Source organism: Bacillus sp. FSL L8-0099, from assembly GCF_038006385.1.
Taxonomy (GTDB): Bacteria; Bacillota; Bacilli; order Bacillales; family Bacillaceae_G; genus Bacillus_A; species Bacillus_A toyonensis.
In genome coordinates this window covers 3,215,635-3,231,293 of record NZ_JBBOVC010000001.1, presented here as the reverse complement: position 1 = coordinate 3,231,293, position 15,659 = coordinate 3,215,635, and the positions used below count along the sequence as shown (strand labels likewise).

At 39.2% G+C, this 15,659-nt stretch carries 14 protein-coding genes; 10 read left to right on the top strand and 4 right to left on the bottom strand.

From position 1 onward, the window contains the following. Positions 1–33 precede the first annotated feature (33 nt). The gene (locus MHH42_RS16285; protein ID WP_340893611.1) at positions 34–1,263 is read left to right on the top strand and encodes a serine hydrolase domain-containing protein; all 1,230 of its coding nucleotides are present in this window, start codon (positions 34–36) and stop codon (positions 1,261–1,263) included. A gap of 431 nt (positions 1,264–1,694) precedes the next feature. Here MHH42_RS16285 and MHH42_RS16280 read toward each other — a convergent pair whose 3' ends face one another. The 3 genes from MHH42_RS16280 to MHH42_RS16270 all read right to left on the bottom strand — a co-directional run bounded on the left by MHH42_RS16280 (position 1,695) and on the right by MHH42_RS16270 (position 4,685). Beyond that, positions 1,695–2,954 (bottom strand): serine hydrolase domain-containing protein, encoded by a 1,260-nt coding sequence (locus MHH42_RS16280; protein ID WP_098826978.1) that lies wholly within the window; start codon positions 2,952–2,954, stop codon positions 1,695–1,697. Between the two features lie 99 nt (positions 2,955–3,053). Beyond that, positions 3,054–4,253: an MFS transporter gene (locus MHH42_RS16275; protein WP_001190323.1), complete on the bottom strand. Its 1,200-nt coding sequence runs from the start codon at positions 4,251–4,253 to the stop codon at positions 3,054–3,056. 15 nt (positions 4,254–4,268) lie between these two features. Then, entirely contained in the window at positions 4,269–4,685 is a 417-nt protein-coding gene (locus tag MHH42_RS16270; RefSeq protein WP_000343676.1) for a MarR family winged helix-turn-helix transcriptional regulator, read from the bottom strand. 189 nt (positions 4,686–4,874) lie between these two features. Between MHH42_RS16270 and phaZ the strand changes: the two genes are divergently transcribed. The 4 genes from phaZ to MHH42_RS16250 all read left to right on the top strand — a co-directional run bounded on the left by phaZ (position 4,875) and on the right by MHH42_RS16250 (position 7,559). Beyond that, positions 4,875–5,777: an intracellular short-chain-length polyhydroxyalkanoate depolymerase gene (gene phaZ, locus MHH42_RS16265; RefSeq protein ID WP_000594846.1), complete on the top strand. Its 903-nt coding sequence runs from the start codon at positions 4,875–4,877 to the stop codon at positions 5,775–5,777. A 61-nt stretch (positions 5,778–5,838) separates the two neighbouring features. Next, entirely contained in the window at positions 5,839–6,066 is a 228-nt protein-coding gene (locus MHH42_RS16260; RefSeq protein ID WP_000554163.1) for a hypothetical protein, read from the top strand. A gap of 112 nt (positions 6,067–6,178) precedes the next feature. Then, positions 6,179–7,375, top strand: coding sequence for an MFS transporter (locus MHH42_RS16255; RefSeq protein ID WP_000062789.1), 1,197 nt, complete (start codon positions 6,179–6,181; stop codon positions 7,373–7,375). Next, complete coding sequence (locus MHH42_RS16250) at positions 7,359–7,559, top strand: NETI motif-containing protein (RefSeq protein WP_000166300.1); 201 nt, start codon at positions 7,359–7,361, stop codon at positions 7,557–7,559. Before MHH42_RS16255 ends, MHH42_RS16250 begins: the two co-directional genes overlap by 17 nt. Before the next feature lie 436 nt (positions 7,560–7,995). Here the strand turns inward: MHH42_RS16250 and MHH42_RS16245 are convergent, their stop codons facing one another. Then, a complete protein-coding gene (locus MHH42_RS16245) occupies positions 7,996–9,228 on the bottom strand; it encodes a MerR family transcriptional regulator (RefSeq protein WP_000689568.1) in 1,233 nt (410 codons plus the stop codon). A gap of 188 nt (positions 9,229–9,416) precedes the next feature. On the opposite strand from MHH42_RS16245, the gene MHH42_RS16240 reads away from it, so the two are divergent. From MHH42_RS16240 to MHH42_RS16220, 5 genes are all read left to right on the top strand, one after another. Beyond that, positions 9,417–10,703 (top strand): NAD(P)/FAD-dependent oxidoreductase, encoded by a 1,287-nt coding sequence (locus MHH42_RS16240; RefSeq protein ID WP_097838188.1) that lies wholly within the window; start codon positions 9,417–9,419, stop codon positions 10,701–10,703. Positions 10,704–10,716: 13 nt separating this feature from the next. Continuing rightward, the gene (locus MHH42_RS16235; protein WP_340893609.1) at positions 10,717–12,189 is read left to right on the top strand and encodes an aldehyde dehydrogenase family protein; all 1,473 of its coding nucleotides are present in this window, start codon (positions 10,717–10,719) and stop codon (positions 12,187–12,189) included. 45 nt (positions 12,190–12,234) lie between these two features. Next, a complete protein-coding gene (locus MHH42_RS16230) occupies positions 12,235–13,671 on the top strand; it encodes an MATE family efflux transporter (RefSeq protein WP_000706168.1) in 1,437 nt (478 codons plus the stop codon). Positions 13,672–13,716: 45 nt separating this feature from the next. Further along, complete coding sequence (locus tag MHH42_RS16225; protein ID WP_000464526.1) at positions 13,717–13,998, top strand: cupin domain-containing protein; 282 nt, start codon at positions 13,717–13,719, stop codon at positions 13,996–13,998. A gap of 189 nt (positions 13,999–14,187) precedes the next feature. Then, positions 14,188–15,648, top strand: coding sequence for a CoA-acylating methylmalonate-semialdehyde dehydrogenase (locus MHH42_RS16220; RefSeq protein WP_000261824.1), 1,461 nt, complete (start codon positions 14,188–14,190; stop codon positions 15,646–15,648). Positions 15,649–15,659: the final 11 nt, after the last annotated feature.

Below are 15,659 nucleotides of genomic sequence, written 5' to 3'. Positions count from 1 at the left end.
TAGAAATCTCAATCTAAACTAAAGGAGAACAAAATGGGACAAAACAATAAGGGCTTTTCTGAAACAGGATTGCGCAAAATGCGCAATGTATTGGCGCGGCATGTCGATTCTGGAAAGATTCCTGGGCTCGTCGCCTTAGTCAGCCGAAACGGCGAGACGCACGTCGAAGCGCTTGGAACAATGAGGCATGATGGCGGTGCACCAATGCGTCGGGACACGATTTTTCGATTGGCGTCCACTAGCAAGCCAATCGCAGTTTCACCAGTAATGGTTTTGCTCGATGAATGCAAACTGCATTTAGACGACCCAGTAGACAAATGGCTACCGGAACTCGCCGACCGGCAAGTGTTGAAACAGCCCGATGGCCCGCTAGAAGAGACCGTCCCAGCACGGCGTCCTATCACTGTACGAGACTTGTTGACCTCCACATTCGGGCTCGGAGTGGATCTCACGTTGATGGGTTCTCCCATCATGAACGCGTTCTTCGAGAGTGGGATATTCGACACGCCAGGGCAGGATATGCCCGATCCAGATGAGTTTATGCGTCGCCTAGGTGCACTTCCGCTAAGCTATCAGCCCGGAGAGCGGTGGCAGTATCATATCAGTTTAGAAGTAATCGGCGTTCTTGTTGCCAGGGTCACGGGTCAGACTTTCGAGTCGTTCTTGCGCGAACGCATATTCGATCCGCTAGGAATGAAGGACACTGGATTCTACGTACCTGAGCTCAAGATTGACCGGCTTCCACCAGCCTTCAACCCCGATCCGCAGACAGGTGAATTCATCGTGTGGGATGAAGGTGTGGGCGGACGTTACAGCAAACCTCCAGCATTCCAAGCAGGCGGTGGTGGACTGCTTGGAACCGTCGACGATTATCACGCGTATTTGCAGATGCTTTTGAATAAAGGGATGCACGGTACTAAACGGATCCTGTCTAGGCCCACAGTCCAGCTGATGACCACCAACCGTCTTACTCCTGAACAACAAGTATACCGAGACGATTTGGCCAAAAATAACATCCATTTGTCGTTCGGACAAGGGATCCAAGGTGGCTGGGGCTTTGGGATGGCGGTGCGTACCTATCTTGGAGACTACGCGTCTATCGGTCAATTCGGCTGGGATGGCGGAACCGGCACTTCAGCTTACGCTGATCCAGATAAACAGTTTATTGGAATTCTGTTCACACAGGTTGGGATGTCCACTCCAGCCCCATCGCATCTTATCCAAGACTTCTGGACCACGGCCTACCAAGCGATCGAAGATTAGGGTATCGTTTAAAGGAAAACGCCAAGACGGATAGATAATCATAGGCCTGATGGCCACGATCAACACCATGGTTAAAAGTTATGATAGGACGGTGTTGGAAGTACTGCGGTAACAGTTGAGCATTATTAATAATAGCACAACAAAAAATCCTCTTGGATGCAAGAGGATTTTTTTATTGGGAATAGTAAGGAGGAGGGAGGTGCATTACATATGGGAAAAGGTAGAAGTAATAATGCTGGTAAAAAGCAACCAAATTTCGATGATTCATCTAATTTCGCTAAACAAAGCCAACCGACAGAAAAGAAGAAGAAGTAAAAAAAGGATCTCTCTATATTAAGAGAGATCCTTTTTTACTATATTGACGTTTCAGCACAACATATCGATTGATTAATCAAATAGTCATTCATGCAAGGATTAAAATCCTGCTTCCACTACTGTGAAAGCTTCTCCAAATGATGGGCAATATCAACATACATATTGGAATAAACCGAATGTATTTCATTACTAGGTGTAGCATTAGAAGAGAAGTGGACGATTACCATATTTGCTTTCGGGTCGATATAAAGCGTTTGTCCGTAACTGCCTAACACTTCGAAAGCACCTTGTCCATTGTGCGGAATCCACCATTGATTATGATAAGAAATAGAAGCGCCATTGCCAATTGCGAGTTCACCTTCTTGTACATTTTCCACACTTTCTGTAATGGAGGAAGGGATGATTTGTTTTCCGTTATATTCCCCGTTATTTAATAGTAGTTGACCGAATCTTGCCATATCTCTAGCAGTTGCATTTAAACCAGCGCTTGCTTGTTCTACTTTTGTTTCGTCTGTAACGTAATACGCATTTTCTTCCATACCAATTTGAGACCATATTCGTTCGCTAACATTTTCAGCTAATGATTTACCAGTGGTAGTTCGAATAACCCAAGCGAGTGTTTCCGCTGATCCGTTATCGTAAGAAAAACCGGAACCAGGCGGTGCAGTTTCTTCTGCTTCTCGTAACATATCATAAATTTTCATCGGACCGTCGTAGTTTTTACCTCGGGGTAAAATATTGCTCGCTAAATATAGTTGTGCATCTTGATTTTCTAACGCTGGATGTTCATATCCATGAGTAGGGTACTCTACAGAAACTTGCATGTCCATTAATTGCTGGAGTGTCGCTTTACCGAACGGTGTATTGTTTAATTCTTTTATATAAGTGTCAGCTGTTTTCTCTAAATCGATACGATTTTCTTCAGCGAGAGATTGTATCATTGCCCCAGTAAAGACCTTTGCTAATGAAGCCATACCATGCGGTTCACTCTCGTTATATCCATTGAAATATCGTTCATATACAAGTTGCCCATTATGTACAACGACAAAAGCATCTGTTTTGTTATCGTCTAAAAGTTTTCTTAAAGGAGTCGTAGTTCCAAATCCACGCTCCACAGCAAAATCATCTAATTTTTGTAACGCAGTAGGGAAGTGAGCCACTTGGTCGGGATTGTTTTTGACTTCATTAATTAAAGTGAATTCTTTCATATGTGTGTACGACCAACGTAAGTAAGGATCATCTAACCAATTCTCCTTTGTCACGTTATTTTTTGATGGGGTTGTTTTATTATGTTTGAAGTATGTAAAACCAAGCCCTGTAATTACAAATATGCATGTTAGTATAAGTAAGAGTAGGGGAGATTTTTTTAGTTTCATATAGGTCCCTCCTTTATTTGCTACTATAAGTATACGCTCGTCTTGAAAGAAATACAAAATAAGGAAAGTAAACAGGGAAGTTTACTTTCCTTATTAACGTTAAGCGGAAATTTGTCCGTCTGTACGTTGTTTCTTGAATTTTTGTTTTCGACCGTGTAATCCATAATATAGAAGTAAAGTGAACGCAACGATAATAGCTGCGATAAAATACATATTATGATAACTTGATTTCGCCGCGACGATACCTAAAATGAAAGAACCAAAGCCAATACCACTATCAAAGAATGAGAAGTACGTAGCTGTCGCAGAACCACGTCGATGATTTGGCGCCGCAGAAATTGCAATCGTTTGGAAACTTGGAATTAATGTTCCATAACCTAAACCGATTAATACACCTGCGCTTAGGAACCAAAATGGAGTTTGTGCTTGACTTAATGCGAACATCCCAATTGTGAAAATAATAATAGCTGGATAAACAAGTACGTTTTCGCCGTAGCGGTCAAAAATCTTTCCTGTAAATGGACGAGAAATTACAACAACAAGTGCGTATACAATGAAGAAATAACTTGCAATATCGGCTAAACCGAGCTCTTTCGCATATATAGGAATAAAGGATAAAATACCACTATAAGAAAAGGCTAAAACAAATCCTGTCAGAGCGATTGGAATAGAAGATGGTTCAATTAAATCTTTCCACTTCATTTTTTCTCGTTTTTGTTTTTTCACTGGTGCTTCATGTGGAATATTTACAAGTAATCCTAATAAAAATGCAAGTAATGAAAATACGGAACAAACGATAAATAGTACAGTAAACGAAAAATGAGAAATAATTGTTAAACCTAAAAAAGGACCAATTACCATCGGCAGACTCATAAATACGCCGAAATAAGCAAGTGCTTCGCCTCGTCTATGAGCTGGCGCAACATCAGTTACAATCGTACCAGTTGCTGTCGTCGCCATCCCAAAGCCAATACCATGTAAGAAGCGAAGGGCAAGTAATAAAAATAAACTTTGCGCACCGAAATACATAACAGTAGCGGCTAAAAATAGTGAAAGTGAAATAAATAATATTTTCTTTCTTCCTAAGTCATCGAGCCATTTTCCTGTAAATGGTCTACATAAAACAGAAGAAATAAGAAAAACAGTTGCAACTAAACCAATTTCCTCAGGTTTTCCTTTTAGGCCGTCTATTACATAGACAGGTAAAGTAGTCATAAGCATATAGAATGTTAAAAAGAGAAATAGACTACTAAAACAAGTTCCGAGGAAATCCTTCGTCCAAAGTTTTTCACTTTGCATCGTCATCCCTCCAATTTAATCTAAGTTTTTAATAATTTGTTGTAACACTTGAAATGCTTGATGTAAGTCATCTTCGTTAATACCATCTAGCGTCTTTTCTTCGAAAGTATCCACTTCTTCTTGCCATACTGGAATCATTTTTATAGCTGTTTCGGATAAAGAAATAAGCTTCTCACGGCGATCTTTTCCTTCTGTACGAATAATCCAGCCCATCGTTTCCATACGTGTCAACGTACGAGTCATTGTTGGTGATTCAACATTTAAATACTGGCATAATTCTGTTTGTGTACAAGAACCGGTTTGATTAATACGAAAAATAACAGCCCACTGCGCACTAAATAACCCAGTTGGAGATACGCGTTCATTAAATTTCTTCGTAAACTTTCGAGAAGTCTGGCTGACGATGTGAAAAAAATGTTGTTTTTCGTCCATATATTTTGATCCTTTCAAATTAGTTACCTAGCTAACTATATCTTTTTTTATTATAGTTGTCTAGTAATAGGCATGTTGTTTTATGTAAAAATTTCGCATAGATTTTATGTTGAGAACGTATATTCTGTATGTTATTCTTTAATTATATAAAGAATTTTCTTTCTATTAAAAAGAACGGGGGAACTTGTGATGATTAAGCCTGCAACAATGGAGTTTGTTGCACTATCGAATGGAGAAACGATTGCGTATCAGGAAGTTGGAAGGCGAAATACAGAAACTCTCGTACTCATTCACGGGAACATGACATCGTCACAACACTTTGATTTAGTTATCGAAAAGCTGCAAAATCAATACCATATTTACGCTCTTGATTTAAGAGGATTTGGACAATCGACGTATAATAAGTCGATAGATTCATTACAAGACTTCGCAGAAGATGTAAAATTATTTATCGATCAATTAAAGCTAGAGAAGTTTTCGTTAATGGGATGGTCAATGGGCGGTGGTGTTGCGATGCAATTTACAGCGAATCACCCAACTTTTGTAGAAAAGTTAATTTTAGTAGAATCAGTAGGGATGAAAGGCTATCCAATCTTTAAAAAAGATATTAACGGGGAACCGATCGTATCAAGTTTAGTAAAGACGAAAGAAGAAATCGCGCAAGATCCTGTACAAATTGCTCCAGTACTAGATGCGATAAAAAATATGAATAAATTATATTATCGTACAGTGTGGAATCTATTAATATATACACACAATCAACCGGAACCGGATCGTTATGAGAAGTATTTAGATGATATGTTAACGCAGCGTAATTTCGTAGATGTGAATTATGCGCTCATCACATTTAATATTTCGGATGAACATAATGGTGTGGTAGAGGGAAATAAACAAATTCATCGTATTAAAACTCCTACACTCGTCATACAAGGTGACAGGGATTACGTCGTACCGCAAGTAGTCGGTGAGGAATTAGCAAAACATTTGCCAAATGCAAAGTTGCAGGTGTTAGAAGATTGCGGGCACTCACCGTTTATTGATTGTTTAGATGTATTTATAAATCATGTAGAGAATTGGTTAGAACAGAAATAGTCCCCGAAAGCAAAAGTATTGCATATACTATAACATTTGTAGGTAAAAGGGGAGATTACTAGTGCATCAACCGTTTTTAATTGCGCATTCGCCATATAATCATCACTTATATGCAAAAATAATGATAAGCCCGATGTATTTGCAAGTTTCACCAGCTGTAGTTCCTTTACAAATACAGCAGCCACCAATCGCTCATTCACATCCGTACTTATATGGCCCTTCATTTTATGAAAATCCATATTTTAAACATTTTCATTACAATGTGAAAGCACAAGTTTGGGAAGGATAAGAAGCTAAAAGGCTCATTCTTTTAGCTTCTTTTTATTGTTAATATTCGTACACGCATTTGAAGAAACCGTTTATAATGAAAAGTGGAAAGCGTGAGAAGGAGAGGGAACAGGATGTCGATGCGTTTTACTTTTTGGATTATGGTTGGGATTGTGGCAATCTCAGGTTTATCACAGGGGATGCTCTTACCTGCCATTGCAATGATTTTTGAACAAGAAGGGGTTAGTTCAAGTATTAATGGTATTCATGCGACGGCATTATACATTGGGATATTAGTTATTTCACCGTTTCTTGAAAAACCGATGCAAAAGTTTGGAATGAAGCCAATTATCGTCATTGGTGGGTTTCTCGTCATTATTTCATTATTCTTTTTTACACAAACATTTTCATTTTGGGTATGGTTTATCCTTAGATTTCTAGTTGGAGTCGGCGATCATATGCTTCATGTTGGAACGCAAACGTGGATTACGACAACATCGGATCCGAGTAAAATAGGTAGACAAGTATCGATATACGGTGTATTCTTCGGAATTGGTTTTGCCGTCGGTCCGTATTTAGCAAGCACTGTTCAGTACGGTCTTGCAACACCATTTATCATATCTACTATACTTTGTTTAATAGGTTGGCTTTTACTACTCCCAACGAAAAATGCATTCCCAGCACAAGATGAAAGAGAAGTGAAGAGTGGATCATCATTTTCTCGTTATAAACAAGTTGTTGGATTAGGGTGGATTGCATTACTGGGACCACTTGCATACGGTGTGCTTGAAGCAATGTTAAATAGTAACTTACCAGTATACGCACTTCGTAAAGGGTGGTCTGTATCGGAAGTTTCCTTCTTATTGCCAGCGTTTGCAGTTGGGGGCATTATTACACAAATTCCTCTCGGTATATTAAGTGATAAATACGGAAGGGACCGTATATTAACGTGGACGTTCAGCATAGGTACGAGCATTTTTCTACTTGCGGCCGTATTTGATCAATATTACTGGATAGTCTTTGCCTGCATGCTGTTAGCTGGTATGGTCATTGGATCTTGCTTCTCTTTAGGACTTGGATTTATGACAGATTTATTACCGAGACACTTACTACCAGCAGGTAATATATTATCTGGAATCGCCTTTAGTTTAGGAAGTATTATGGGGCCTGTATTAGGAGGCGTATTTATAGAAAAAATACAGTATACAAGCTTTTTTATTGCGGTTATGATTATAATAGGGATTCTCGCAATGGTATATATGATCTACATGAAGAATCAATTCGCATCAAGAAAAATAGAAAGTAGGTTAGGGCATGACAAAACAACCTAATAAAAAGAAATTTGAAGTACTCGAAAACGAAGCAATTACAGACTGCTTAGCTCGCATGGAACAAGAAGGATACGCCCCGTCTCGTCGTATGGAAGAGCCAATCTTTCATGAAGTGAAGAAAGACGGAAAAACAGTAGTTGAACCGTGTGGTAGAAAAATTGTTTTTGAGGGAAAATTGAAGTAATACAAATAGAACATTTTCTTTCTAGTATAAGGCCATCCAATTCGTTCGAGTTGGATGGCTTTTTTTACGACTGGTCAATGGAGGAAAAGGGATTTTAGGAGGGGGATAGAATGAAGAGATATTTTCTGGGAAGAACGAATAAAAATGAGTTGCGCTGTCTTCGTTAGTAAAGGTAGTACTGTGAGACCTTCACTAAATAAAAAAATCTAATAGTAGTCCGAAGAATGCTAAACGTATAGAGTTTTGGAGTTGGGACAGGAACTATAGAGCCGTGACTATAATTCATTTAAATAAGATTGATATGTAAACGTTGTAGAATGAAATTGGCAAATCGAAAATGGTAGTGCGGATGCTGATACCCGCACTACCATTTTAGCTACAAAGGTGCTACTCATTTGTGAAATAGCATATTTTTCGGACAAATACTTTTTGTATGCTATTTGTTCGTACTAGCCAAATACATGAGCATGTGGAATTTTTCGTCTATTACATGATAATCGAAATAAGGTCCTGGATCTGTACAGTAACCGATATTTTCACTTTGCGTAATTTGAAATCCATTGACTGATAAATTTTCTTCTAAGTATTTGGGATACAAAATATGCTCGTTGGAATTTGGATATAAGCCTGAAATGTTTTTCAAGGATTTGGCCGAGCTATCATAATACGAGTATCCGCCGACAATTGTTGAACTGTTATGTAAATAGTTTTTTAGAACGTGAATGGGGAATTGCGGATTGAGCAATGAAAAATCAGTTACTGAAAAACTATCTACAAAAACATCGATGCTAAGCGGTTTCAATGGCAAATTTAAATCGGAATTCAAAATATAAAGGACGCGTGGCTTCGGATTCATACGCTCAATTCTGTTTCGAACCTTCTTGAGCATCTCAAGTGAATAGCCACTGAATACATAGGATGCGCTCGTTTCAAGAACATCGATATATTTAGGTAGTGACACGAAAGCGTCAACGTTTGTTTCCACAATTAATTTGTTTTTCAAATCTATATTTTGTAGAACTTTTTGAAATTGAAAATTAATTTTTTCAAATAAGTTAATCATTTTGGGATTAATCTCTTTAATCGTTTCTTTATCGTAAAAATAAGATGGATAAGGAGACGTCTCATACAAGTTCGCGGTAATGATAATACCTTCCTCGATAGCTGCTTCGTATCCACAGGTACAAGTTAAACTTCCCGTGTGAATGTAAACTTTTTTAATCGTTACATCTTTCATTTCAAGGGGAATTTGGCATTTCGGACAATAGAGCAGATTTACAAAGTCAAGCGGAATTCCTGTAATATTCTCTTCTTTGGATGAAGGCGAACTGGTTTGAACCGCCTTTTCAATCAATTGGATAGCTTTTGATATGTCTTCTTTTTTTTGGATCAGTTCGTTCTTTTTATCAGTGAGCAAGTTGTTGTAGTAGTCGATATCCTCATGGTCCGAGAAGCTTGTAACACGCCGATACGATAAAATTCGTTGGATTTCTAACAATGAAAAATGAAATTTTTTCAACTCGGTAATAAAAGCCATGTCGTCGAAACACAATTGGTTCATTTGATACTGGGTGTTTTTTTTGTCTGGTATTAATAATCCAAGTTCAATGTAATAACGAACGGTATCAGTCGTAACATGAAAAAGTTTTGCAAATGCACCAATTTTCATAGATGTGTCCCTCCGATGAAAAAAGTGGAGTTACTCCACTTTTTTCGCAAAATGAATTCAAAAAACTCTTAAATGACTATTGACTTGGAGGAAACTCCAAATCATATTATTAATTCAATAAGAGTGAATATTTCGAATATTTTTGACTGTATTGTAACATACATGTCACGAAAGGAGAAGGATTAGCTATGGAAAAGATGGATCGAATGGATACGCTCTCTCTGTGGACAGCGACTGCAAACAGCTATGACAAAGGAAAACCTCTTGAAGGAAATGAAGAGGCGGATGTTGTCATTATTGGCGCAGGTTTCACAGGTCTTTCTTCTGCATATCATTTGCAAAAATTAGGAAAGAGTGTCATTGTCCTTGAGCAGGAAACAATCGGATATGGCGCAAGCGGTCGCAACGGCGGGATGGTATTGCCGGGCTATAAGTCAACGATGCAGGAGCTTGCTAAAAAGTATGGTGCCGAAGAGGCGAGACAGCTTAACGATCTTTCTCTGCTTAGTGTTGAATTAGTTAAAAACATTATCGACGAGCATCAAATCAACTGTAATTTTAGAAAGACAGGTCACATTGTGGCAGCTTACAAAGCCAAACATTTTGAAGGATTGAAACATGAAAGTGAGTACTTAAACAAAAATTTTGGATATGAATGTAGCGTGCTTAATCGAAGTCAGTTGCATCAAGAAATTGATTCCCCTCAATATTATGGTTGCTTAGTCGACAACTCAAGTTACTCATTCCAACCACTGAACTATGCAATTGGTTTGGGAGAAGCAGCGAAATCAATTGGTGCAAAAATCTTTGAGCATTCGAAAGCATTATCTATTGAGTACGGCCGAAATAGTGTGAAAGTTGTTACAGAAAAAGGTACTGTTACAGCGAAAGACATTATTGTTGCTACAGATGGTTACTCTGGAAAAATCATGGCTGAACTGAATAAAGGCGTACTGCCAATTTCGGCACGCATTATTGCTACTGAACAGCTTTCAGAAACACTTTTGAATAGCGTTATTCCTAAAGATCGCATGGTTTTTGATACGAGTAGTTTCCTTTACTATTTCAGGCGTACACCAGATAATCGAATCGTATTTGGCGGTGGTGATATTCGTCCGAACTTAGGTGATGCCGTTTATCAAAGTGTGTACGATGCTATGGTTAAAACAATGCCAAAACTAGAAGGAAGCAAGATAGATTACAGGTGGGGTGGATTTATCGGTGTGACAATTGATACGTTCCCGGTTATCGGTAAATCTAAAGAAGGTGCATATTTTGCAACTGGTTATACAGGCCACGGCGCGTCTCTCTCAACATTGTTTGGTAAGTTATTGGCACAATGGATCGTTACGGGGAATGCAGGTGGATATCGATTTGAAAAGGAACGTCTCAAATCATTTCCATTCTATAATCAGAAAACGATGCTGGTCAATATAGCACATATTGGTTTCAAGTTGGTAGATATTATTGCGTAAAGGAGAGGTGTTTATGGAAATAAACATGTTCATTGACGGAAAATGGGTAGAAGCATTATCGGGTGCTAGACGAAATATTATCAATCCTGCAACTGAAGAGGTTATTGCAACGTCCGCTCATGGATCAGCAGATGATGCGAAACTAGCAATAAAGGCGGCTCGTAAAGCGTTTGACAGCGGAATTTGGTCAGATTTATCGGCTGATGAAAGAGCTGATTATCTATATAAGATTGCAGATCGTCTTGAAGAGAAGACAGCTGAAATTGCCCGTTTGGAAACTGCAAATAACGGTAAGGTTATTCGTGCAACAACCTATGTAGATATTCCAGTATCGGTTCAATGCTTCCGCTATTATGCTGACTTGATTAAAGGTATAAAAAAGGAATCTTACAATCGTGATGATTCTTCAGAAACGATTGTTATTCATGAACCGATTGGTGTTTGTGGACTGATTGTACCTTGGAACTTCCCGTTTATGCTAGCTGTTTGGCAAATTGCTCCTGCACTTGCCGCAGGGAATACAATTGTAATTAAACCTGCTGACGTCACTCCTGTAAGCGTATTCAAGTTATTTGAAATTATCGAAGAGATTGGGCTTCCAGACGGAGTGGCAAACTTAGTGTTGGGACCTGGTTCAAAGGTTGGGAATGAGCTTGCAGAGAGCCATGATGTTGACAAAATTGCCTTTACAGGTGGAACAAAAACAGGTCAAAGTATTATGCGAGCAGCCGCGGGCAATATGAAAAAAATTACACTGGAACTAGGGGGGAAATCTCCACTTATTGTGTTCGACGATGTGGATTTTGAAACTGCTGTCGATAATGCGATGTTTGGTATTTTCCACAACGCTGGGCAAGTTTGTTCAGCTGCATCCCGTTTGCTTGTACAAGAGACCATTTACGATAAGTTTGTTGAAAGATTGGCCGAGCGTGCGAACAAAATTGTAGTTGGAAACGGAGAAAGCGAGAATATCGAAATGGGAGCTCTCACAACCGAGTCTCATATGAATGACGTTTTACATTATATAAAGAGTGGAATGGAAGAAGGTGCAAAATTAGTTTGTGGTGGTAAACGTTTAACAGAAAATGGGCTTGATCGAGGTTTTTTTATCGCACCAACAATCTTTGCTGATGTAAATGCAGATATGCGTATTGTTAAGGAAGAGATTTTTGGACCAGTCCTTATTGTACAGAAATTTAAAGATGAGGAAGATGCGATCCAAAAAGCGAATGATTCCATTTATGGATTAGCCGGTGCTGTATTTACTGAAGATATGGACCGAGCAAAACGTGTCATTAGTAAATTGCGTGCGGGAATTACTTGGATTAATAGTTATCATCTTGCTTATGTTGAAGGTCCTTGGGGCGGGTATAAGCAAAGTGGAATCGGTAGGGCTTTAGGTGTTGCCGGGCTGGAGCACTTTATGGAAACGAAGCAAATCAATATCCACCAGCATGCCAAGCCTGTAGGTTGGTATGTGAATTAATTGAGCTTAACTTGCTATATAAATTATTTGTAAGGGGATATGCTCATGAAAATAGTGGACAACCGTCCGTCATCGAACATAGAGAAGCCAGAAGGAATGAATAAGTCGGTGGATGATTCAGTGCTCGGAACCAAAAGTATTCCGTTACTATATTTACGGTTTGCTTTGGCAGGAATTATGGCTAATGTAATTCTAGGAGTTGTATCGGTTATTGATGGCTATTTCGTCAGTGGCTTTCAGGAGCTAGAAATCGAAGGAATCGGAATTGGATTTACGGTCATGGTTATTACCCGTATGATTGGGGTTCTTTTGGGGATAGGAGCCGGAGCGGTCATTTCACTTCGAATGGGGAAAGGGAAGATAGAAGAAGCTAGAAGTATTATGGGACAAACTTTATGGTTTACTCTTTTCCTTTCCACTTTGATAGCTGTACTTGGATTGGTCTTTGAAACTGATATTATGATTCTATTTGGAGCAAGTGATGAAGCACTTCCGTATGCGGTGCAATATAGCCGACTACTATGGATTTCGTTGCCATTAACGATATTGGCCGTTGTATTAAGTATTTTAGCTAATATCGATGAAAAACCTATATTGTCAATGAACAGTTGGTTAGTCGCAGCAGTTGTTGCTGGAGTTATGGAATGGATTATGGTAGTGAAGTATGACATGGGGATGATGGGTTCTTCATGGGCTAATACGATTTCGCAATCGATTCCTGTTCTCTTAATCTTTTATTTCTGGTTTGGTAAAACAAAACTGAAGCCAAAAATGAAAGATGTGATGATTAATCTTAAGAAGATTGGTGAAGTAGTTTGGACGGGGTTTGCATCTTTCTCTAGTCAGTTCATGATGTTTATAGCAATTATTTTCACCAACAATTTACTGCAAAGCTACGGAGGTGGTCTGCACGTTGCAGCTTTCACGATTCAAAATGGTTACATTACAAATCTTCTCGCTTTAGCGGCGCTCGGTGGAATGACAGGGCTTCAACCGATTATTAGTTATAATTATGGTGCAGGCAACCTTGATCGTGTGAAACAAGCAATTAAGATGGGACTCATTTTTACAGTTTCCTTCTTTGTAATTGTGACAGCTATATTAATCATTTTTGCAGATCCAATTGTGTCATTTTTTTCCGGTGGTAATCCTGAATTGCAAAAACTGGGCATTTGGACGACGGTTGTATTCAATTGTTTGTTTACACTTAGTGCAGTTAGCTTGCTTGTCTCTGGTTATTTTGAATCACAGGAGAGAAACTGGTCCGCAACGTTTATTAGTGTTAGCAAAATATTGTTGTTCATGATACCGTTTCTATTTGTTTTTCCGAAGTTCTGGGGTGTAGAAGGTGTATGGTACGCTGCTCCTGCTGCCGAAATTCCAGGCGTTCTCATTGCCATATACTTTATGAGAAAAGAGTTCAAACGTTTAAAGGTTACCAATGTTAATACAGATACCAATGTTAAAACAGTAGATGTATAGGAACGTATTCCGTCAAAATTACTAATAAGAGAGAGGGGTATCATCATGTTTTTTGCGAAAAAAATTACAGCAGAAGAAGCAGAGCAACTAGGTGCCAACACATGGGAACCATGGGTAGGTGAACCAAATAAAGGAACGTGGCATGTAGAAGAACAGGAAGTTTTCTATGTGACAGACGGTGAAGTGTTTATTACTGTTGATGGAAAAAAGTATCATGTTACAAAGGGCTGGGTTGTTTCCTTGGATAAGGACCTTGTTTGTGAATGGGATTGCCCAGTATTTTTGAAAAAGAATTATAAGATGAACCATGAGATTAATCTGAAATAATGTGAACTGGAGAGTGGACAAATGCTAAGCAGATGACTGCTCCTGCATATGCAATCGATAAGAGTAAGATTAGTAATGTTAGAGAAATGTATATAAATAAGTTTATATACCGTCTAATGAATGCGCTTTCTTTTTTTGAGAATGCAATACATACATAGGACGGCTATCTTAAAATTAGGAGGTTTCACCATGGTAGTAACCAAAAATGTACAAACGTTAAAAAATTATATTGGTGGACAATGGATAGAATCTAAAAGTAAACAAGTAGAAGATGTACCAAATCCAGCAACAGGAGAGACTATTGCTCGTGTGCCGCTTTCGACTAAAGAAGATTTGGATAGAGCTGTAGCAACTGCGAAAGAAGCATTCCAAACATGGAAAAAGGTTGCTGTACCTCGGCGTGCTCGGATTCTATTTCGCTACCAACAGCTTTTGATTGAAAACTGGGAGGAGTTAGCGAAACTCGTTACCTTGGAAAATGGAAAAAGTTATAAAGAAGCTTACGGTGAAGTACAGCGAGGGATTGAATGTGTTGAATTTGCAGCAGGTGCACCTACTTTAATGATGGGAGAGCAACTTCCTGATATTGCTACTGGTGTTGAATCAGGGATGTATCGTTATCCAATCGGAGTAATCGCAGGAATAACGCCATTTAACTTTCCGATGATGGTGCCATGCTGGATGTTCCCACTCGCGATTGCATGCGGAAATACGTTTGTATTAAAACCATCTGAAAGAACACCGTTGCTGGCGAATCGCATAGCTGAACTGTTTACAGAAGCAGGTCTTCCAGATGGAGTACTAAATGTTGTACATGGTGCACATGACGTCGTGAATGGCATTCTTGACAATGAGGATGTGAAGGCTGTATCTTTCGTTGGTTCTCAACCTGTCGCTGAGTATATATATAAAACAGCAGCAGCAAACGGCAAACGTGTACAAGCTCTTGCAGGTGCAAAAAATCATTCGATCGTATTAAAAGATGCGGACCTTAGTTTTGCAGTGAAAGAAATTACAAGTGCTGCCTTCGGTTCAGCGGGTGAAAGATGCATGGCGGCGGCTGTTGTTGTCGTGGAAGAAGACGTTGCAGATGAGCTCGTTAATAGACTGCTTCAAGAGGCGAATGCAATTACGATTGGTAATGGTCTGGAAGAAGATGTTTTTCTTGGTCCCGTTATTCGTGACGGCCATAAAGAGCGTACACACGGATACATTCAATCTGGTATAGAGCAGGGAGCGACACTTATTCGTGACGGACGTGAAGATGATGCAGCAAACGGTGACGGTTATTTTGTCGGTCCAACGATTTTTGACAATGTGACACAGGAAATGAAAATCTGGCAAGATGAAATCTTCGCACCGGTTCTTTCTATTATACGCGTAAAAGACTTGGCGCAAGCAATTCATGTTGCTAATGCATCACCGTTCGCAAATGGTGCATGCCTATACACCGATAGCGCGAAAGCAATTCGTGAATTCCGTGAAGAAATTGATGCAGGTATGCTTGGGGTCAATCTTGGGGTTCCTGCTCCAATGGCATTCTTCCCATTCTCAGGTTATAAGAAATCCTTCTATGGTGATCTCCATGCAAATGGAAAAGATGGCGTAGAATTTTATACGCGCAAGAAAATGCTTACGGCTCGTTATTGATAGAGTGATAG